Annotated in this window: 15 protein-coding genes and 2 pseudogenes; 15 read left to right on the top strand and 2 right to left on the bottom strand. The window is 44.0% G+C overall.

Going from position 1 to position 20,732, the window contains the following annotated elements; genetic code table 11:
- Positions 1-19: 19 nt before the first annotated feature.
- The 12 genes and pseudogenes from AB4161_RS14470 to AB4161_RS14415 all read left to right on the top strand — a co-directional run.
- Complete coding sequence (locus AB4161_RS14470; RefSeq protein WP_372083521.1) at positions 20-379, top strand: hypothetical protein; 360 nt, start codon at positions 20-22, stop codon at positions 377-379.
- 2 nt (positions 380-381) lie between these two features.
- Positions 382-1,731, top strand: coding sequence for an HlyD family type I secretion periplasmic adaptor subunit (locus tag AB4161_RS14465; protein WP_017092939.1), 1,350 nt, complete (start codon positions 382-384; stop codon positions 1,729-1,731).
- 3 nt (positions 1,732-1,734) lie between these two features.
- Positions 1,735-3,966, top strand: a complete 2,232-nt coding sequence (locus AB4161_RS14460) for a response regulator (protein WP_029235405.1) — start codon at positions 1,735-1,737, stop codon at positions 3,964-3,966.
- Positions 3,941-5,365, top strand: a complete 1,425-nt coding sequence (locus tag AB4161_RS14455) for a TolC family protein (protein ID WP_017069471.1) — start codon at positions 3,941-3,943, stop codon at positions 5,363-5,365. Before AB4161_RS14460 ends, AB4161_RS14455 begins: the two co-directional genes overlap by 26 nt.
- Complete coding sequence (locus AB4161_RS14450) at positions 5,355-6,941, top strand: ABC transporter transmembrane domain-containing protein (protein WP_052879653.1); 1,587 nt, start codon at positions 5,355-5,357, stop codon at positions 6,939-6,941. Before AB4161_RS14455 ends, AB4161_RS14450 begins: the two co-directional genes overlap by 11 nt.
- Entirely contained in the window at positions 6,938-9,076 is a 2,139-nt protein-coding gene (locus AB4161_RS14445) for an ATP-binding cassette domain-containing protein (RefSeq protein WP_102393126.1), read from the top strand. The genes AB4161_RS14450 and AB4161_RS14445 overlap by 4 nt, the downstream gene beginning before the upstream one ends.
- A gap of 108 nt (positions 9,077-9,184) precedes the next feature.
- Positions 9,185-9,559, top strand: coding sequence for a hypothetical protein (locus tag AB4161_RS14440; protein WP_017060464.1), 375 nt, complete (start codon positions 9,185-9,187; stop codon positions 9,557-9,559).
- A gap of 213 nt (positions 9,560-9,772) precedes the next feature.
- Positions 9,773-12,976, top strand: a complete 3,204-nt coding sequence (locus AB4161_RS14435; RefSeq protein WP_372083520.1) for a response regulator — start codon at positions 9,773-9,775, stop codon at positions 12,974-12,976.
- A 9-nt stretch (positions 12,977-12,985) separates the two neighbouring features.
- Positions 12,986-13,462 carry a hypothetical protein gene (locus AB4161_RS14430; protein ID WP_017069467.1) on the top strand — a complete coding sequence of 159 codons (477 nt, stop codon included), beginning with the start codon at positions 12,986-12,988 and terminating at the stop codon, positions 13,460-13,462.
- A 1-nt stretch (position 13,463) separates the two neighbouring features.
- Positions 13,464-14,555 (top strand): sulfate ABC transporter permease, encoded by a 1,092-nt coding sequence (locus AB4161_RS14425; protein WP_372083519.1) that lies wholly within the window; start codon positions 13,464-13,466, stop codon positions 14,553-14,555.
- A 46-nt stretch (positions 14,556-14,601) separates the two neighbouring features.
- Positions 14,602-14,784: a gamma-glutamyltransferase gene (locus AB4161_RS14420; protein ID WP_029222748.1), complete on the top strand. Its 183-nt coding sequence runs from the start codon at positions 14,602-14,604 to the stop codon at positions 14,782-14,784.
- Positions 14,774-14,986, top strand: a pseudogene (locus tag AB4161_RS14415) (gamma-glutamyltransferase); the annotation flags it as partial. The gene AB4161_RS14420 and the pseudogene AB4161_RS14415, both read left to right, overlap by 11 nt.
- Positions 14,987-15,133: 147 nt before the next feature.
- Here the strand turns inward: AB4161_RS14415 and AB4161_RS14410 are convergent.
- The gene (locus AB4161_RS14410; RefSeq protein ID WP_017060468.1) at positions 15,134-16,192 is read right to left on the bottom strand and encodes a HEAT repeat domain-containing protein; all 1,059 of its coding nucleotides are present in this window, start codon (positions 16,190-16,192) and stop codon (positions 15,134-15,136) included.
- An 87-nt stretch (positions 16,193-16,279) separates the two neighbouring features.
- On the bottom strand, positions 16,280-17,611 hold the full coding sequence (locus tag AB4161_RS14405; protein ID WP_372083518.1) for an anaerobic sulfatase maturase: 1,332 nt from the start codon (positions 17,609-17,611) through the stop codon (positions 16,280-16,282).
- A gap of 137 nt (positions 17,612-17,748) precedes the next feature.
- On the opposite strand from AB4161_RS14405, the gene AB4161_RS14400 reads away from it, so the two are divergent.
- The 3 genes and pseudogenes from AB4161_RS14400 to AB4161_RS23260 form a co-directional block, all read left to right on the top strand.
- The gene (locus AB4161_RS14400; RefSeq protein ID WP_017060470.1) at positions 17,749-18,537 is read left to right on the top strand and encodes an SUMF1/EgtB/PvdO family nonheme iron enzyme; all 789 of its coding nucleotides are present in this window, start codon (positions 17,749-17,751) and stop codon (positions 18,535-18,537) included.
- A 165-nt stretch (positions 18,538-18,702) separates the two neighbouring features.
- Positions 18,703-20,385, top strand: a complete 1,683-nt coding sequence (locus AB4161_RS14395) for an alkaline phosphatase family protein (protein ID WP_372083517.1) — start codon at positions 18,703-18,705, stop codon at positions 20,383-20,385.
- Positions 20,386-20,580: 195 nt separating this feature from the next.
- A pseudogene (locus tag AB4161_RS23260) lies at positions 20,581-20,732 on the top strand (ISL3 family transposase); the annotation flags it as partial.

Genomic DNA, 20,732 nt, shown 5'->3' with positions numbered 1-20,732 from the left:
CAATTAAGGCAGTGGAGCGATGATAGACATGACGAATTTGTTGCGCTCGGTCGACAACAACCACAAAGGGCTGCAATTGCTATTAGGCGACTTTTACAATGACTTTTCTGACGCAGCCCTAAATATAGAAGCGCTTCATAACGGTAATCATTTTGATGAACTCAATAGTTACTCAAAACGATTGAAGACCATCTTAACGTTGCTTTGCGACCAAGACCTTCCGCCAAAAATGGCCAAATTGGAACACTTGAGTAGACACGAGTTTCCTGCGCCGGAAGATCTAATAGAGGATGTAAAAACTGAATTGCACAACGTCAATCGACAAATCAATCACTTGTTGGACATTAAGGAAGTAATAGATGACAAGTCATCGAGGTAGTCATGAGCAATAACCAAATAGAACACCACTTAAGAAAAGCGCTCGTTTCTAATAATGAGGCTTCTAAGGTCACAGCTGATGACACCATTGTGCTTGCAAGTGCCATGACCAGTGTTCACAAAACGTTGCTCATCATATTCCTACTCGCTTTAGTCGCTATTGCCGTGGCATCACAAGCGCGTATCGACATCGTCGTTTCTGTACGTGGTGAACTGTTGTTGGAATCTGACGTTGAGAAGGTTCAACACCTAGAAGGCGGCATATTGGAAGAGATGTTAGTCCGAAAAGGAGAAGTCGTTTATGAAGGACAGCCGATCGCACGAATTCGCTCACTAGACCGCAACACACAACTCGATACCGTGAATACTGAGATTATTCAGATAGAGCTCGATAAGATTCGTTATGAAAGCTTACGCGACATGGTAGAACCCAACTTCGCTTCTTATATCGAAAAATTTCCAGAACAAGTTCAGGTCAACATGAATACATGGCGACAAGAGTTCTCTAAAAACCGTTCAAATGAAGAGCTCATTACCCACGATATTAAACACAAAAACTCCCTGATTAGGTCAATGCTTAAGCGTCGTAAAAGTTCAGAGAACCAACTATCGCTCATTCGCAAACAACTCAACATCAAAAATACGCTTTATAAAGAAGAGATGGCGTCTTATGTCGACGTTCTTAACATGAAAGTACAAGAGTCGAATATGGTGCGTGAGATTGAGAACCTTGACGAATCTGTGATGAATGAGCGTTTCCAACTCGACAAACTGGAAAAGCAACACCGTGACTTGGTTGAGAATCGAAACTCTGAGTACCAAGCACAAATCATTCAAGCGAACAAAGACCTCAAGCTAAAGCGAATCTTACAACCGCAGCATTCCGACAAGGTTGATCGCCTAGTCGTCTACTCGCCAGTCGATGGTGTGGTCGATAAACTTCACTTCAATTTCCGTTCTGCTGTGATTCCGCCAGGAGAAAGTATCGCCGATATTGCCCCAATAAATAATTCGTTACACGGTGAAGCGAAGATCCCACGTAAAGACATGGGATTTGTCGAAATTGGTCAGGCAGTGAAAGTAAAAATGGATACCTATAACTTTGCAAAATACGGGTTTGTTGAGGGAACCATCGCCTCAATCAGCCGTTCATCATACGAAGAAGAAGACGCTGAATTCTATTTAGCTGAGATTGAAATTGACCGAAACTTTCTTGAACGAGGAGGCACTCAATACAAGTTATCACCTTACATGGAGTTTACCGCTGATGTGAAAACAGGCTCGCGTCGCGTGATCGAATACGCTGCGAAACCGGTGATGTCAGCCATCGAGGATGCTTTCGATGAGAGATAATCAATGAGCGGTAAACCTTCGTACAATATTTCCATACCCGCCCTACGTCTAAGCATACTATTTAGCGTGGTATTGGCTGCGCTCGCTTTCTATTTATACTTTTCTTGGTCAAAAATAGATTCAGTCGCACAAGTGCAAAGCGCCCCACTGCTCATACAAGCCCAGAAGCTTAATCAGACCATAGAACAAGATATTCAAACTCTGCAACAGTGTTTAAGTACCAACACTTGCGGCACTAACGAATTCAACCTGGTTAACTTGAAGCTTGAAATTGATGAATTTCGCTCTTTAGCCTCGTTGAACAAAACCGAGTTCAGCTTGGTTGGGGCAACTGAATACACACAACTGGAATTGGCGATTAATCGTTTCTCCGATAGCGCAAAAACACGTAACGACGTATTAGGCTTGTACCTTTCATTGACCAATAACTATCTGCAGATGGACGACAACTATCGCACCATGTTTAACAACCATGCAAATGACTTAATGTCAGAAAAAAACGAGTTCTTTATCTGGTTGTTTATGGTGGTCGTGATATTGGCTGTGATTACGATTCTATCCAACTCAGTTGCTATGTTGAAGCTAAAGAAATCCAGTTCTAACGAACGCGAAATCGACTATGAATTCGATGCCCTGTATCAAGAGCTGAAGCAGCTAGATTTACAACGTCTTGAAGAGCTTCTTAATGAAGTTAGCATCAACCCCAAGCAGCGTCAGATTTACTCTCATCTCAAACTTATTTTCAGTAAATTAGAAGACCAAAAGCGCAATAACGATCTCTACAAACAGTTGTATGCGCTGATCGGTTATGAGATTCGCGGAATTACAAACACCATCAACGGTGGTGTCCAATATCTGGTTCAAGAAACCGATGAAAACGGCGTGTTGATGGCGAACGATATTACCTCTGCGTGTAGCACACTATCTGAGTTAGCAGAAAACTATAATCGCTTGATATCACAGGGTACGGAAAGCAAGTCGAAAGAGTTCTCTTTACTGAGCGTGTTATCTGAATTAATGATTCATATCAGTGCCAAAGTACAACGTAATGAAAGCCAACTTGACTGTTTTATCTCTGACAACTTACCGAATCGTGTTGCAGGCCAATCCACCAGCTTATTCTGGATACTGTTCCTTCAACTTTCTAACGCTATTCAACTCAAATCAAATAAGAAACTGTTTGTAACGATTGAATCGGGTGCGGCTTCAGACATGGAAAATACCCGTGTCACCATCAACCTCAACTTCTTATCAACACTGGATGTTTCTGTTGCCAAGCTCAACAAACTCCATTGGAGCGCACACAAAGACCATACAGCCAGCACAGATGACTTAGCGAAAAGCGTTCTGAAGGATTACGGATATTACGAGAGCCACTGGTTCCAGTCAGGGGCTCAGGAACGTTTTCAGATCGAGCTTGATCTTAAGGCTAAGAACTTCCACACAGAGAAAACTCGCTTTGATGGCAAGCGTTTACTCTTGTGTGCTAATACTCAAGTTCGCATCGATGTGATGAAGAAAATGCTCAGTAACTTGGGGCTTGATATCACCGAGATTCGCACTGCAAATGAGCTTTTCTCAGCGGCGAAAACGTTCGGTGATTACGATGCGATAATGTTGACCGATACCTTTGAACCCAACAAGCTGCCGTCGTTGAGCAAGACGGTGAAATCTCAGCTTAAGAACCACCCAAATACCAAGTTACTGTTGTCAGTGACCAACACTCAGCAAGCACAAGAGTGTCATAGCTTCGTCGACAAAATCATCAACGCTCCTGCTATCCCTTACGAGTTCATTCCAAACCTACTCACCATTATGGAAGCGGAAGCATCGGAAGAACAGATGGAAAACAGCTCATTCCTTATCGTAGAGGATGACCGAGTTCAACAAATTTTACTGAAACGAATCTTGACCAAACAAGAATATGAACCAGACATGGTTGGCGATGGCGCCGATGCCGTGAAGCACTTTATGAACAAGCGTTCTGACATCATCTTCATGGATTGCATCATGCCGGGTATGGGTGGCATCGAAGCCACAAAACGCATTCGCCAATTCGAACAAGAAAACGAGAAAAACCCTTGTACCATCATAGGTGCAACCGCATTGACCAGCAGTAACGAACACCAGGCTTGTATTGAGGCCGGAATGGATTACGTAATCAGCAAACCTTATAAAAGCGACCAAATCATCAAGGTGATCAACAAGTATGTGGCGGTACAAAAACTTAACTAGCAGCATCATAGCTGCGCTTACATTAAGCACGACACCTTCAGCATCGGCGACTACCCTGCTTGAAGCGGTAGAGCTCGGCCTGCAAAACAGCCTGTCTCTTCGCGCTAGTGATAAGGGCGTGGAAGAAAACGAGTACAACATTGGTATCAGCCGCTCAAAATTTCTTCCTTCCCTCAATGGTGCTGCCGATACCACATGGAATGAAAATGAAACCTTGCTATCAAGTGTGCCTGATGAAACTTCAAGCTATAACTCGAACAGCTACAGCCTTTCCCTTTCTCAATCGATCTTCAATCTGGGCGATATTTTCAAATATGGGACGGCAAAGCTCGACTTCAACATTGAAGAGATTAAACACGAGAACAAAATCCAAAGCACTATTTCAGAAATCGGCTCTCAATACTTTGAGTATTTGAAAAACAACGCACAAATTAAAGCGACCAAGGTAGAGCTTAAGTCGTCTGAGACGCGTGAACATCAAATGCGACGCAATGTGGAACTCGGCAATACAGCCGCCAGTGAGCTTTACGAAGTGATTGCTCAGAAAGAAGGTGTGTCGAATCGATTGAGAACCTTGCAGAAAGACCGTCGCGTCATTCTCAACGGGCTATCGATTCAGATTCAATACCCTATCACTCCGTCTCAAGATATCTACGAAAGTGTGCCTTTAAAAGAGATAAACGAAACCGAACAACGATCAATCATGGATCAAGCGTTAAAGCTCAACAACGACTTGTTAGTGGCTAAGAAAAACGTCGAGAGAAGCCGCAGAAGCTTAAAAGAGAGCGGTTCGAACTTCTTACCGACAGTATCGCTTTCAGCCAGCTATCGACACGATGACGCCAATAACTTCGACAAAACCGACATTACAGCGACAGGCGAAAGTAACTCAACCAGTGTTGGGTTAAACCTAGCAGTTCCTATCTTGTCTGGTGGCTCTGATTACTACGGCTATCAAAAATCATCGACGGCCATCGAACGTACTGAGCTGCTTTACCAAGATTCGCTTTACACCACACGTAACAGTGTGAATACCTCCGTGCTCAACATTAACGATTTCTCGCAATCTATAAGCAGTTACGAAAACATCATTCGCGCCAACTACGCGTCTTATAAAGGGATCCAAAGAGCCTACCAATTAGGCACGCGTACCATCACCGACTTGCTGGCGGCGGAAAGTAAGCTGTTCAGCGCGTTAAGAGACTATGAAAGCGCACGATACGACTACATCATCGAGACCATCAAGCTTGAGCAAATTAAGGGAATACTCTCAATTCAATCTATCGAAAGCGTGATGCAATTAATGAGTGATATTGAAGGTCGCGACAATCAAGATTTGGTGCCAAAACATCTTCTCTCAACGGAGTCATTGAGAAAAGGAGGTCACAATGCAAACTGAGCAGTTTTCGCAAAAGATCAACATGGCAGATAAGTGTTATCTGACTTTCTCAACGATAATATCGACCCTGTTTGGTTTGGTACTGCCCTTCTCTATTCTGATCATTTTTGACCGAGTGTTACCCAACCAAGCACAAGATACGCTGTTCTTATTGTTCGCGATTATTTTGATTTCCATCTTCCTCGACTACCACTTAAAAAGTCAGGAAGAGAAGATATCTTCCGTTATCATGAGGCAGTTTGAAACCAACCTAACCAACAAGGTATTCCAATCCATCTGTTTGGCGGAAATATCTAAATTCCGTCGTTTGGAACCAGGCGAATACCTAGAACGAATCTCAACCATTCCTGAACTTAAGACCTTCTTTGGTGGAGAATCGGTTCGAGCGCTTATCAACCTTGCTGTTAGCGTGATTACTATACTTATCATCGGTCTCATTAACATATGGGCTGGTATCACCCTTCTAATTGCCTCGGCTGTCTTAGCGATTTTCGCTTGGAGTCTTTCCAAACAGAAAATTGGTAGCTTGCAGAATAAGTCAGACATCGAAGGGTTAACTACCTCCAAAATCATTGAGATCATCTCTAGCCCGCTTGATATTAAAGCGCGAAACATGGAGTACCGCGTTGAAAGCCTGATGACACAAATGGTCGAAGAGCGTGAAGTGGAGAACATCAAATATGAGCAAATCGAGTCGAACTTTGGCTTGATTTTGGCGCTCATCCAACAGCTATCCATTGCTTGCGTTGTTGTGGTCTTGGCGACTGCCGTAATCAATATGGAATCGAGTCAAGGCATCATGGCCGCGATCATCATGCTAACCAACCGTTACTTTGCGCCATATCAACAGGTAATGAGAACCGCGAGCCGCTGGGAGTTAAACAAACTCCATATCCAACGTATCGCTGACCTCCTTGAATTGGCCGCCTCTGTTGAACACCAACATGAAACAACAGAAGTTGAACGTATTTCGGTTAAGTATTCTGAAAAGCAGCGTATCGAGTTCGAACTCGGACAAGCCTATTTGCTGACAGGGAAAAGTGGTTCAGGTAAGACCCACCTCGCTAACTGTATTACGCGTCAGAACAGTGATAGCAAACTCGATATCATGATTAACGACACGCCTTTGGATGACGTCAATTACAACGTTTGGCGTAACAGTGTTCTGATGGTTGATAAGACCAGTTCGTTCGTAGAAGGGACGATTATCGATAACCTGACCTGTTTCCGACCAAGCTTGAATAACACGGCGTTTGCACTGTGTGAAACCATGAACATCAAAGCGCAAATTGATGGGCTTCCTGCCGGGTTTTATACAGAACTCAAAGGCCATATGCGTAACCCATTCTCTCGCCAAGTTGGCTACGCCTTATTATTAGTTCGTGCCCTGCTCGCCAGTAAGCGTGTATTGATATTCGATGACATCGATTGTGTCTTTGATGAGGAATTTGCGAGAGTCGTTCTCACCAGTACGGCTTATCGCGCCAATGACAAAATATTGATCATCGCCAGCAATAAAATGGACAAACTTAATCACCGCCTCAAACGCGTAAAACTTACCGGAGGTGACCAATGAGTATCCTAGTCGACTTCAATAATGTGCCGCAACGTGTCTTGGATTTTGAATCTAGTGGATACGACGAACGTTACAGTCAATCGCCACTTATTCGTGGTTTGGCCTACACCCTGATAGCACTCGAATGGGAAGGCACACCCGCAATACTCAGCGATGCTTTTATTCCAAAACCCAAAGATGGCGACAGCTTTACAGCAACCATAGAGCGCCTTGGATATCGCTGTGATGTTACTAAACTAAAGACACTCGAGAATATCGATAAGCACCCACACCCATGCTTTATTGAAATAGAGAATCTAAGTGCGATTTTCTTAGGCACCAAAGATGGAAAGTTGCTGCTGTTTGATTACACGAACAACAACACCATTGAATACCCAATGTGCAAAAAGCCCTGTTTGCTGATTGCGATTAGCGAATATTCTCGTCTGTTCCGCGAGCCACCTCCGGAATCGCAAGACAGAAGCAATTGGATTAAATACGCTTTCTATCGTTATAACAATGAACTTAAAAGCCTGATCATTCTCAGCTTCGTCATCAGTATTCTCGGTGCATTGCAGCCATTCTTTATTATGAGTGTATATAACTTCGCACTGACTTCGAGCTCCGAAGCCACACTCTATTGGCTAACCTTATTCGCCATTATTGTCGGCTTCTCTGAATACTTTTTTAAGAAAATGCGGGTCAACATTATTGCGACCTCCGGTAAAGACCTCGCCGTGCACATCTCGCAAGCCGTTATATCTAAATTGCTTTGGCTACCTTATGCGATGACATCTACAGCTGGGGTCTCTTCTCAGTTAGCGCGTTTGAAAGATATCGATACCTTCCGACGCTTGGTGACCGCAGAATCAACGCTTAGCTATTTTGATATGCCGTTTGTGATTGTATTTATCATCGCCATTGCTCTGATGTCTGGTACAGCGGCATTGGTGGTGATGGGCGGCTTAATACTGATGTTAGTGTTCTGTATTTACTCGCGCTATATCTACTCGCAAGCCACATCCAAAAGTTCGCGTGCCAATGCGATGGTTTCGTATCAATGGAATGAAATTCTTCGTGGTATCAAGACTATCCAAGGCCTGCCTTTACTTCGTGTCGTTCAATCTCGATTCAGCGCATCGCATATGCAAAGCACCAGCGATGCAGAGAACGTTGCCGTGACTAACAGTAAGATTCAGGCCGCTGGTGGCAGTTTGATTCAAGTGATTGGTACAGCAAGTATCGTGACCGCGGTAATCGGTGTGATGGAAGGTACTTCTGATGCGGGTGCCATGCTCGCAACCGTTATTTTGGTTTGGAAAGCGTTAGGCCCAATCATGGGTATCTATAACTCAATTTCCAAGTTCCAATCGATCAAGGCTTCATCAGCACAGATAAACAACCTGATGTCGATGAATGACGACAAATTGACCTTAGAAAAAAGCCCACCTATTCGCCTGTTCCAAGGAAGCATTGTGGGCAGCGGAGTCAGTCACCGATATGCAGGAGCCGCAACGGGTTTAACTAACTTGGGGTTCAAAATCCCACCCAGTGCCAAAGTGGTCATTTGTGGCCCTACGGGCTGCGGTAAAACCACCTTAATTTCAATCATTGCTGGGTTAGAAGACCGCTATCAAGGCGCAGTCTCTGTCGATGGTTACAACATTAAACAGTTCAATAGCTACCGTTATCGCACGTCGATTAACTACATCCCTTTCAATTTGCATATTTTTGAAGGCTCACTTGAGACCAACTTCATTTTACACAACGGACTGATTCCAACAGACAAGATGCAAGAGATGATCAGCTTCTTCGAATTAGATGAATGGCTTCCGGAAGGCTTGGCTACTCAGTTAAGCGTGGATAAATGCAAAAGTCTTCCGAATGGAATTCAACAAAAACTGCGTCTGGTACTTGGCCTAGGTAACTGTGAGCAATCTCTGATTATCATTGATGAACCGTTCAACGGTGCAGAGCAAGAAAACGCTCAATACTTTAATCGCCTGTTCTCCGATAAATTGTTGAATAAGACCGTGATTTTTTCGACTAACGACCCTGGTTTGATCGCAACATCAAACATGAGTTTAGTGTTAGAGCCGGATGGAAATTTGAAATATTTTGGCTTAACAGACAAATACTTAAACAGCTTAAGCTAAAACCTCAACGCTTAATCACAATTCGCTATTTAGGGAAATGGATATAATTGACAAATTCATAAGCGAGAGGGATGATTCGCCCCAATACCACAGGTAACAAGGAAGAATATGTACACATTCGTTGCAGACAAGCTTGATGTAGCTTACTTATCCGCAATTCCTGAAAACCACCAACTTCAGGAGTGCGATGTACCTGAAGAAGAGATGGAGCTTCGAGAGATCGTTGAGGTTTGGTATGAGTCTGCCTTCCTACCCGCTTTCAATCTTCAGAAAATAGACATTGAGAACAAAGCAGAGCTCACCATCGTACAAATGCACGTATTCAGCAATGATACGAGCACACTCGCCTTCCTACTAAAAAACAGAGTGTATCGCGCCGCACTTAACAGAATGCTCGGTATTTGGACATTAGAACCCTCTGCAAAAACCGTATTAGAGCAACTTCTTTTCGAATTAAGCCTCGATAACAATCGTCCTCATTAGTAAGCTTTTTAAGTGATTCATCAATAAGCATAAAATTAAACAAACTGCCAAACGCTATAAATTACTAATAAAAGAACGCATTTCAAAATAAGCTCTGGAATCACAAGAACTTATACCTCTCCCACACTTACGTAAAATTTACCGTTTCAAAGTTTCCATATCGGCATTTTTATTCTACTGTTTTTATATAACGACAGTTGGATGGATCCTTATATGGCGATTACGGTTTGGAATAACCTTTCAGTCAAACATAAACTCTTTGGCTTAGTTCTACTTCCCATTTCATTATTACTCTTCCTAGCAGGTAGACAGGCTTATATATTAACGACTCAGTTAACCGATTTTGAACGAACCAATCAGTTATCTGTCTATCTTCAAGATATTTCTATTTTGTATAGAAGTACCTTAGCCTCTAGCCCTGAAGAGTTTGCTACTCAAAGCAACCAAGTAAAGGCAGAACTTAAAAACCTGTCTCCCATCATTTTTTTAGACGCATCTGGTGAAATGAATCAACTTGTTGCCGATTTCAGCGAAGCGACCTTATCGACGATGCAAGTGACTGACACTTACGATAAATTGGATGCCCTCGAATGGCAGAGCGATTTATACAAGCAACTGTTACTTGAAGTAGAGAAAGTCCCTTTTGAAAACACTAAACGTGAAATTCAACAGCACCTCACTGCCCTTCAACAACTTGAGTGGTTGATGTTTTGGTCGAACGAAGAGTTCAAGCTTGGTAGTTCACTGATTGAGATCTTCCAAATCAGCCAAGAGTACGACCCAGAACTCGCCGAACAGATCAAAACCTTGAGTGAAAGACAGCAATTGTTCTTAGAGCGCTTTGTTTCATTGAACGCCAACGAACATCAAGTTTCTTTGATGGTTGAAGTGTTTCGAAATGATGTGTTTGCTCAAAGCCAAGAGATAAGAAGCGCGCTACTCGACCTAAATACAATCAGCCAACTGACGCCACAAGAAGTGTCTGTCGGCTTAGAAGCGATGAGCGCACGGCTCAACTTATTACAAAGCCTTGGCGGCGTAATCAAGCAAGAGTTTCAACAAGAAGTTGAGCAAGCCATCTATGACGCGCAAATACAACGAACCCTGTTTATTTCAATCGTCGCTTTGCTGGCAGCGATTGTTATGGGTTTAACTCTTAGCTTGGCGAGACAAGTCACTAACAACCTTAATTTGGTGTTAGCTTTCTTACAAAGCGAAAATGATGACACGCGCCCTTCTTTAGATAAATTAATCCAAGGTAAAGATGAACTCAGTCTGTTTGCTCAGCAAGTTGAACGATTGACCATCGAACGAGAGCTCGCGAAAGAGAGATTGACGGTAGCAAAAGAAGACGCAGAGAGAGCCAAAGAGGATGCCGAACACGCGAAAGACAACGCAATACAAGCCAGCAAAGCAAAAAGTAGCTTCTTGGCCAACATGTCTCATGAAATTCGCACCCCGCTCAATGGTGTTATTGGTATTTCTGAGATCTTGTCTGATACACCGCTGACACCAACACAACGCGATTATGTCGATACCATTGAGACCTCTTCTCAATTGCTATTAAGCCTTATCAACGACATTTTGGACTTCTCTAAGATCGAATCTGGCATGCTGTTGATCAGCCCTCATTCAGCATCAATTCGAGAATCGATTTACGACATAGCCTCTATTGTGGCACCAAAAGCGAAAGAACAAAGAATATCGATTAACGTTGATATCAGCCCAGACACACCAGCTCGCGTGATGATAGACGATCACCGTTTAAGACAGATCTTGATGAACTTTATGTCGAATGCGGTGAAGTTTACGGCTGAAGGTGGCGTCACATTATCAATTCAAACGCTCAACAAAGCAGATAACAATGCCACCATTCGATTTGCTGTACGAGACACGGGTATTGGTATCGATTCACTGCAACAAAAACAGATATTTGAACCGTTCGCTCAAGAAGACGATTCAACCACACGCCAATTTGGTGGTACTGGTCTTGGTCTAGCCATCAGTACACAGTTGGTAGAGCTGATGGGTGGTCAAATTCAACTCGACTCCGTCAAAGGTGAAGGAAGCTGTTTCTACTTCGACTTGGTATTGCCTGTTGACTTGATACTGCCAAAACCAAGTACAGCAACGGCTGATATTTATGTGCTGGGTAACGAAAACATGCTCTCCGAGCGAATAGAGTCCGACCTTAACCTTTATGGTTTGAAGGTTACCGATAAAACGAATGATATAACGGCAATTACAGAGCAGCTCTCCACTCAAAAACACACTAAACCTATTACTGTTGTTTTCGCCGAGGATGACGCATTCCTAGCTAATACCCACGCAGATAACTTAGAAAAGCTGCACCAAAACGGCATCACTATCTGTTTGATACGTTCCTTCTTAAGTGAGCCAGCGGATCTTGGTGACAGCGTTACTGCACAAGTCGCACAGCCCCTACTCGGCTTGCGTTTAATTAAAGCTATTGAGCTTTGTGATACTCGAGGTTTGGCGGAACTATCAGAAGCAAGCCAGACATCAGTCGAGATCCAACACAAAATCCTCATCGTTGAAGACAACAAGATCAACCAAAAAATTGCTGGTCTTCATGTCGGTAAAAGTGGTTTTGAATTCGAGTTCGCTAATAATGGTCAAGAAGCTGTGGACATGTTCACCGCTAATCCTCATTACGCGGCGATACTCATGGACTGCATGATGCCGGTTATGGATGGCTTTGATGCAACAAGCAACATCCGAAGAATTGAAAAAGAAACGGAAGCGACGCGACGCATCCCTATCATTGCATTGACCGCCAGTGTCATCGATGACGATATTCAGAGGTGTTTCGACGTTGGTATGGATGACTATGTACCAAAACCATTCAAGTTCGAAATGCTTAAAGAGAAAGTACTCACCGCGGTAGAAGCTATGCCACTACCAGCTTCCTATAAAGCTCAACCTAAGAAACAACCTGCAACTGTCACTCCAATTATCAACGGGGCTGCGACCAAACGTACTTTGCCTGAAGAAGCGGAACAAAACGCAATTCCGAGCAAATCAGAGAGAATCTTGCTAGTCGAAGACAACCGCGTCAATCAAAAAGTAGCTTCTATCATGCTGAAGAAGGCCGGATATGCCTTTGAAATTGCAGACAACGGACAAATTGCCGTTGATATGTACCAGAACGACAGTAGCTTCGACATTATTTTGATGGATTGCATGATGCCTGTTATGGACGGTTTCACGGCAACTAAGGAGATTCGAGAACACGAGAAAAACCAAGGCTTAAGCAAAACTCCTATTATCGCGTTAACCGCTAGTGTTATCGATGATGATATTCAAAAGTGCTTTGATTCCGGAATGGATGGGTACGTAGCGAAGCCCGTAAGAAAAGAAAAACTGTTCCACCAAATAGAAAGTGCGACTTGTTAGGAGAAACCAATGGATTGGATCAAAACAATTAAAACACTCTCGTGCAGAGCGCTGCTACCCGCAGTGATAGGGTTGTTAGGAAGCTTACTTCTTCTCAGCCCCGCTCATGCCGCTGAAGATTATGCCATATTTTCTTTAGACTCCGGATTTGAAGAGATATCAATAAACAAAGCGCGAAAGCTCTATAGAGGGAAAACTAAGCACCTCAATGGCAAACGTGTTGAACTGTCTGATTGGCCTGAGAACAGTGCCGAAAGAGAGGACTTTTATCAGCTTTTGCTTGGAAAAAATGCCGCTCAAATGAATGCACACTGGGCTGGTTTATCTTTTTCAGGAAAAGCGCGTTATCCAAGAGAAATCAAAACGGCGTCAACCGACAGCTTAGTCGACTGGCTTGATGACAAACCAAACCGTATTGGTTACTCCCCACTCTCTTCGGTTCCTCAAAATGCCAACGTTCTCTACGTTATAAGTTCGGAGAAATAATATGAAAAGAATAATTACGTCAGTGTTATGTGCTTCAATGGCCTCTCCGGCTTTTGCGAATATCGAACTTACCGATAATTTATCCTTGAGTGGCTTTGGCTCAACGTCTTGGGCAACATCGGATAACGATAATCCATTAATCATCAACCGCGGTTTTACTGATGAGAGCTGTTACGACTGTGATACCACATTTGGTGTTCAACTCGATTACTTCTACAACTCATTCAAAGCTTCCGTGCAAGTTGTTAAGCCACCCCAATATGATTGGAGTGAGCCGCAGCTAGAGTGGGCTTACTTAGGTTATGAATTTAATGACTTTGATGTCAGCATTGGTCGATTACGACTACCATTATTCCTTGCCTCTGAGTACTACTATGTGGGCCAAGCCTATATGACAGCAAGGCCACCGACAGAGGTGTATAACAGCGTTCTCGGAGTCACAGCTTTCAACGGTATAAAAGTGAGCTGGACTCACGATGTCAGTGACGAAGCTACTCTTTTACTTACTCCGTTTATCGGCATAAAAGATAAAAATGACGTAGATTTCAACTCGACTACAAAACTGGAATTTGAAACCAACCGAATGTTCGGTGCCAATCTTCAATTGAGCGGTGAAAACTATCGTTGGAACTTGTCATTCCTCGACTCCAATTTTGATCAAACCGTTTCTGGCACGATTACAATCCCTGGGACTTCGATAACAGCTCCATTCAGTAGCAAACAAGGCAACCAACACATTCAACTTTGGTCGTTAGGTGTTGAGTATGAATTAGGTCAAGCGGTGCTTGCAAGTGAAGGACAGATCAGTAACATCTCGTCCTCGATGTACGCTAGTTTGGGCTACAGACTAGATTTATTCACTCCATACGTCGTTTACGGAGCAGAGTTTGATTCTCACGAACACCTAACAGGAAACAGCTACCTAATTGGTGTGGATTACGATGTGTTACCTAACGTCTCCATCAATGGCGAAGTGCAATATTTTGAGGCTCGTAAAGCAAACGGTGCCTTTGTTGAGAATTTCAACGCACTTACTGGTTTTGATGACAAAGATGCCGTCCTTTATACCATCATGTTGAGTTTCGTCTTCTAACCCAAATCCTTTTCCAATTACGCCAGACGAAACTGGCGAAGAGTTTATGGTAAGTGCAACGAATCCATATGTAAGCAGCACTGGGTATTCGGTACTCAAGCAAGGAGGTAATGCAGTCGATGCAATGGTGGCGATGCAGATGACAATGTCGGTGGTTGAACCGGATATGACTGGGATTGGCGGCGGTACTTTTGCGCTGTTTTACCAAAAAGACAAAGACCAAGATTGATCGCACCAAACCTTATGACCCAACGGGTTTGCTCGTCGAAAAGAAAACCTACGCCGAAATGTTAGTACCAGAGTTCATGCAGCTCGGTTATCCGGTGCATGTCATTCCAGTCGTCAGTGGCTTGAATGCCATTGAAGTCAAAGATGGCAAGATCTATGGCGCGACCGACAGACGCCGTGCATCAAGCTCTATGGGTGAATAATAAAACGAAATGGGCAAGTAACAGGCTTGCCCTTATTTTGTCTTTAGTTGCTTGAACCTCGTCTAAGCAGTTCATGGATGCGAAAAAGCCAGTCGAACGTGTCGACTGGCTTTTCATTATAGGCTTCGCTAATTACTCATTAGGATATTATGAGCTTGGCGCTACTCGTTTATCTTTCAACTGATCAATAACATAGTCAGGAGCTACTTTACCTAGCTCACCTAAGCAATCATCGGTCTTTTCATTTCCGTAGCGCACATAGATATCGCATACCGCGTATAGCTGCTCTGGAGAACCAGAGATCAAATATGCTTTCTCGAACGATTTAGTCGACTTGTCGATATCCAACTCTTCTTGTAATACCCCATTTAGGTACCAGTAGTAGCTGTTATCTTTCGCTAGCTTCGCAGCCACTTCAATCTCTTTGGCTGCCGCAGTTTTGTCTTCAAGGCGAACCAGAGTCAACGATTTCGAATAATGCAGAGCGGCGTTGTTTGGCACGCTCTCCAAACCACGATCTAATACTTCGACTGCTTGCTTATCTTTGTTCTGAGCTCGAAAATTATCTGCGTAGCTCAACCAAACTTGCGCTTCTTTTGGATGCGTATTGATCAGCTCTAGATAAACCGTTTCCGCCTTATCCCAGTCATTGTGCCAACGAAGCACATCAGCAAACAGTAATTGGTACTTTTCAGATTCTTGCGTTTCCAAGAAGCTAATAAGCTCTATGACTGGTGGTTCAATTTGTGCTTTCTGCTCGTCATCCAATGCATTGAAGTCACGGACTAGGTTTGACGTTGCCGTATGGCGAACCATGGTATCGCTGTCTTTTAGCAAGGGGGAAACTAACGCCCAGCGATGTTCAAGTTGGTAAGGTTCAGAACCGATAACCGCCGCTTCACGAACTTCAGGGTTTTGATCTTTTAAGCCTCTTGCCACCGCCACCAGCGCATTTTGGCTTGGATATGAAGCAAGCTCTTGCAGTGCACCAGTACGATTTTCAACAGATTGATTCTGATCTTGTGCCATGTAAGACAACTGTTGAATGCGGGTTTGAGTGTCCGTCATTTCAAGCACTTGATTGATATTTTGTGCTGGCGCGTCAACCGTTTGTTGAACGCTATTCGCAGCCATCGCAGACGTTGAAATTAATGCGGACGTTGAAATCAATAAAGCAACAGCCGTCGCTAAACTCTTCTTCATCATAGTATTACCTTAAACTGGAGAACTTAGCCTGTCCTTAGACTCGTATCTGATTAAATTTATCTTGGACCTGTTGATCCAAAGAACGAGTTAAAACTTGGTCTCGAACGTAGCTTGTTGCGCCTGTTTTGCTCGATGCGCCATCAATACTGAGTCGCTGAATTTACCATGAGCAACCGGATGCCCCATCGCGCGAGCGATGTACGCCATCGACTTATCGACATGAGAAAAGAACTTATGCCAACCTGCACATAAGTAGTTCAAGCCCGGTTCGCCTGCACGAGTTTTGATAAAGCGGTTCTTAGGGCACTCACCATGACAAGCGAACTTGTAATCACACTGCTGACATTGACTGGTCAGTGTGCGGGATTTAGCAAAACCAAACTTTTGCTGTGGTGCGCTGTACGCCAAATCATCAAGTTTCTCGTGATGAATATTGCCAATTTTGTACTCAGGGTAAACATAGTGGTCGCATGAGAAAACATCGCCATTTGGCTCCATTGCCAAACCCTTTCCGCATATCTCGTTCAAGGTACACAATGGGTTCGGACGCCCAATCCACGTTTCTAAACTTGCTTCGAAATATTGAACGAACACTTTTCCGATATCGTGTTTCGCCCACTCATCAAACACAGCAATCAGGAAGTTACCCCACGCCAGATCTGACACACACCATGATTCCATGATTGAATCTTTATGACCCGGGATCAGGCGCTTGTCACCCTGCTTCAATTGCTCGCTCACTTGAGAGGTTTGCGGTGCAACCGTTCTAAAGGTTTTTTGCTCAACGATAGGGATAAACTGCATTTGTGGCGACTTCACCACATCACGTAAGAATCGGTACACTTCTAGTGCATTTTGACTGGTCAGGTTGTTCACGCAGGTAAGCGTTGCGAACTTCACTTGGTGTTTGTGCAGCAGCTCCACAGCCGCCATCACTTGTTTGAATGTGCCACGGCCAGCTCTGTTAACACGATAAGCATTGTGCAGCATTTCAGGACCATCAATACTCAAACCGATCAGGAAGTTGTTCTTCGCAAGAAACTCAGCCCAATCATCATTCAACAATGTACCATTGGTTTGTAAGTCGTTTGAAATCAATACACCTTCAGGTTGGTACTTTTTCTGTAGCTCAACCACGCGTTCAAAATACGCCAAGCCTAGCATGGTCGGTTCACCGCCCTGCCATGAGAAGATGATTTCTGCCGTGTTTTGACCTTCGATGTATTGTCGGATGTAGGTTTCTAACGTCTCATCATCCATTCTTGGAGAACTGCCTTTCTTGTACTCCAACAAATCTTGCTTACTTAGGTAGTAACAATATTTACAGTCAATGTTGCATGCTGCGCCAATCGGCTTAGCCATGACATGCAAGCGCTTAGACGCTTTACCGTTATATTGTGGACCTTGAGTAATATGCATGATTTACCTACCTATTTTAGTATTCTGGACCCATCATAATTCCTATTCGAACAGGTGACATGTTATACCCTTTATAACCAATAGGAATGACCTTAAACGTTAGAATTAGACCCTATTTCGAACATCTGAGGCACGTGATGAAATTTCTTAATTACAAACAGTTAGCAACAATTAGCAGCGTCACCATGACTATCCTTCTGAGTGGCTGTGCAAGCGTGCCTACACACCCCATCGCCCAACAAATTGACCAAGAGATGGTGTTGGTTGAAGGCGGCACATTCACCATGGGGTCGAACGGTCCAGAAGCGACCAAAGCAGAGCGTCCTGCACGTAATGTAACTGTAGATAGTTTCTATATTGCGAAGTTTGAGGTGACTCAAGAATTGTTCGAATCGGTGATGGGTTCATCTCTCAGTTATTTCCAAAACCCACAAGTTCCGGTCAATAACCTTAGTTGGCAGCAAGCAAACTATTTTGTTGAGCAGTTGAATGAATTAACGGGTGAAGAATACCGTCTGCCTACTGAAGCTGAATGGGAATTTGCAGCTAAAGGTGGCAATAAAAGTAAAGGCTATACTTACAGTGGTTCCAATAACTTAGATGATGTTGCGTGGTACTCAGCAAATTCTAAAAATAGCGCACATCCAGTCGGGCTAAAGAAACCAAATGAACTAGGCTTATATGACATGACAGGAAACGTGGGCGAGTTTGTTATCGATGCCTTCGATGACACCTTCTACCGATTCGGTCCAACAGACAACCCTAACAACGCAAAACACAGCGACGTCGGTTTATCACACAAATCGGTTCGCGGTGGCAGCTTTGCTTATGACGAAAATGAATCTGAAAGTTACCGTCGTGACTTCGCAAGCCAATCGATCACTATGTCAGATATGGGGCTGCGTTTAGTTAAGGATGTGAACTAGCTAACGAAGCGAACTAACTAAAGATGCCGAAGGTTATGGTTCACTAATCGTCACCAACAATACTAAAAATACGATTCGCACTGCACACACGTTACAAATCTGGCCAAACGTTGGAAACCTGACCAAACATTAGAACTCAGCGGCAACAGTGAATAAGGAAACTCTATGCAATACACCAAGCTTTCAGGACTAACCCTCGCGTTACTCTGCGCTCTCCCAGCTTCAGCTGAGGAAAAGCCAAATCTAGTCCTTCAAATCACGGTAGATGGCCTGCGCGCAGATCTAATCGAACGATATAAGCACAACTTCGGTGAAGGCGGTTTCCGGTACTTAATGGATGATGGTACCTACTACACCAACGCAAACTACCAACATGGCAACACGGAAACGATCGTGGGCCATGTGTCGCTTGCAACAGGTGCTCCACCGAGCGTACACGGCATGGTAGGTAACGTTTGGTATGACCGTAGCGAAGAACGTTTGGTGTATAACGTAGAAGACGGTAACTACCAAATGCTGACCTCTGGTGCAGGTGTCGATAAAGCAACAGAGATCGACCCAACGCAGAAGACAGCACAAGGCGATGGCCGCTCTCCAGAGCCAATACTCTCCACCACGTTTGGTGACGAACTGACGATTTCCAATAGTGGCAAATCAAAAGTATTCGGTGTATCAGTGAAAGACCGCGGCGCAATCTCATTGGCAGGACACAATGGTAAAGCCTTCTGGTTCTCCAAAGCACAATCGGAGTTTGTCACCAGTAACTATTACTATGACGAGAATCCAGATTGGGTATCACGCTGGAACGAGAAAGCGATTGCTGCTCAGTATTCCAAACAGAAATGGGAGCTCTCATTACCGCGTGATAAGTACACGTTGCAAGAACACGATACCGAACACAAAGTGAAACTCGGTGACTTCCAACGCACCTTCCCTCATCCTTATGGCCCGGCAAGTTACAAGTACTACAGCACAACGCTAACCGTCAGCCCTGCTGGTGACGAAATCACGGAAAACTTCGCTAGCACCTTGTTGATGCAAGAGAAGCTTGGCCAAGGCGACGTAACCGATTATCTGTCAGTGAGTTTCTCATCAAATGACTACGTGGTGCACCTTTACGGCCCTGAAAGCCTAGAAACAGAAGACAACCTTATCCGACTTGATAAGACTCTCGCTAAGCTTTTCAAAACCGTGGATAACCAAGTCGGGCTAGAAAACACATTGATTGTGCTGTCTGCCGACCACGGTGTACCTGAATCTTCACCTGCGGCAAATGCGCTTGGTTTCAATCAAGCTCAATACTTCAATAAAGACACACTACTCTCGAGTGGTGTTGAGAAACGATTGAAGGATGAATTTGGTTTAACCAAAGACGCGATTCGCTTGTACGCACAACCTTACATCTATCTGAATCATGATCTGATCGCTGAGAAGAAGCTTGATCTGGCTAAGGTCCAAGAAGCTATTGCGGATGAAATTGCAAAAGTGAAAGGTGTTGCGTTTGCTGTATCAAGTAGTGACATTGCGGCTAACCGAGTACCGGATACGCATGTGATGCAGCTAATTAAAAACAACTACCACCCTGCTCGTTCTGGCGACGTGTACGTAGTATTTGCACCGCGCAGCTACATTAACGACATGGAAGGCCTCCAAATTGCCTCTACACATGGTTCTCCGTGGAAATACGACACTCATGTGCCTGTGATCTTTGCAGGCTACGACGTTGAAGCTAAGAAGGTATCGCGACCAGTGACGCCATATGACATTGCGCCAACGCTTTCGAACAAACTGGGTATCACCCAACCAAGCGGGTCAATCGGAGAAGTGCTGCAAGAGATCACTGAGTAGACTCAATCTCTAAGGTTTCGTGAGCTAGATTTCGAATCCAGCACCCACTCAATAAAAGAGCCGTTTATCTGTTTCTGACTCACTAGGTCGAAACAAATAAGGTTCATCGCGCATTAGCGGGAACTAAAAACAAAAACGGTAGTAAGTGACATGGTTTAGTCGCCAAACAAAAATCATACACAAACTACCGTTTTCATGCCGAATCATACTTTCCTATCTTCATTCTGGGAAGGCTTTCAAATAGTAAAGTCTCACCAGACAGCATCACTTATTACCCTGACTCTTAAACCTAACTCTGAGGCTAAGTGCCTTTGTGGTCTTGAAGCCGAAGCTATCCATGAGTATCA

The organism is Vibrio sp. 10N.286.51.E5, assembly GCF_041469125.1.
GTDB classification, from domain to species: Bacteria; Pseudomonadota; Gammaproteobacteria; order Enterobacterales; family Vibrionaceae; genus Vibrio; species Vibrio crassostreae_C.
The sequence above is the reverse complement of the archived record's forward strand: the minus strand, read 5'-3'. Positions and strand labels throughout refer to the sequence as shown.